Below are 712 nucleotides of genomic sequence, written 5' to 3'. Positions count from 1 at the left end.
GAGAAAGCACGAACGAAGTCCTCGCTGAGCTGAGGGAGCAAGGTGATGCCTAACCCTTCCATCGAGCGGACGTCTTACAGCCGGCTTCGCCGTCTGCAAGCCGCCGCTCATGTCAAACGTTAGCCGTCACATGAGAAGCCGAGTACTGTGGCGGCTCTCGCTCGCAGCATGCGTGTTGCAGCTGGTCGCCTGCGTCGAGACACTTGATGCTTCGTACACAAGCTTCGCGGAAGCACAGGGCAAGGGCTCGGTTGCGGCCGGTTGGGTGCCAGCATGGCTTCCTCCGGAAGCTTCAGACATACGCGAGGTGCACAACATCGACACCAATCTCTTCATGCTGTCGTTTGCGTTACCCAAAGGCACGCAGTTGAGCTTGCCAGCCGGCTGCGTACAGGTGTCGCCTCAGATGCTAAAGAAGCCGCCGTTCAGCCGTTCATGGTGGCCAGGCGACGTCCCCGCAAACGGGTTATCCACGCATAGGCACGTGTTCTTTGCATGCCAAGGCTACTTCGTTGCCCACTCTGCGTCATTGGGTGAAGGCTATGTGTGGAGCATCGAGTGACGGCTAACCCCTCCATCGAGCGGACAACCGTAAGCTCCCCCGTCAAGTAGACATCCCGGAACTGGAGTCTGCGGCGGTTGTGAGCCTGGGCATGAACAGCCTTGGAGGCAGGCCGCCCAGGGCGTCGTGAGGGCGCTGCTCGTTGTACTC

The 712-nt window shown here is 60.0% G+C and carries 1 protein-coding gene; it reads left to right on the top strand.

The genetic code is table 11. The features are described 5' to 3' along the window. Nucleotides 1–172: 172 nt before the first annotated feature. Nucleotides 173–562, top strand: a complete 390-nt coding sequence (locus E8D38_RS27995) for a YbbD-related protein (RefSeq protein ID WP_140637616.1) — start codon at nucleotides 173–175, stop codon at nucleotides 560–562. Nucleotides 563–712 lie beyond the last annotated feature (150 nt).

Origin of the sequence: Methylibium rhizosphaerae (assembly GCF_006386545.1) — a bacterium.
Lineage (GTDB): Bacteria > Pseudomonadota > Gammaproteobacteria > Burkholderiales > Burkholderiaceae_C > Pseudorivibacter > Pseudorivibacter rhizosphaerae.
The sequence above is the reverse complement of the archived record's forward strand: the minus strand, read 5'-3'. Positions and strand labels throughout refer to the sequence as shown.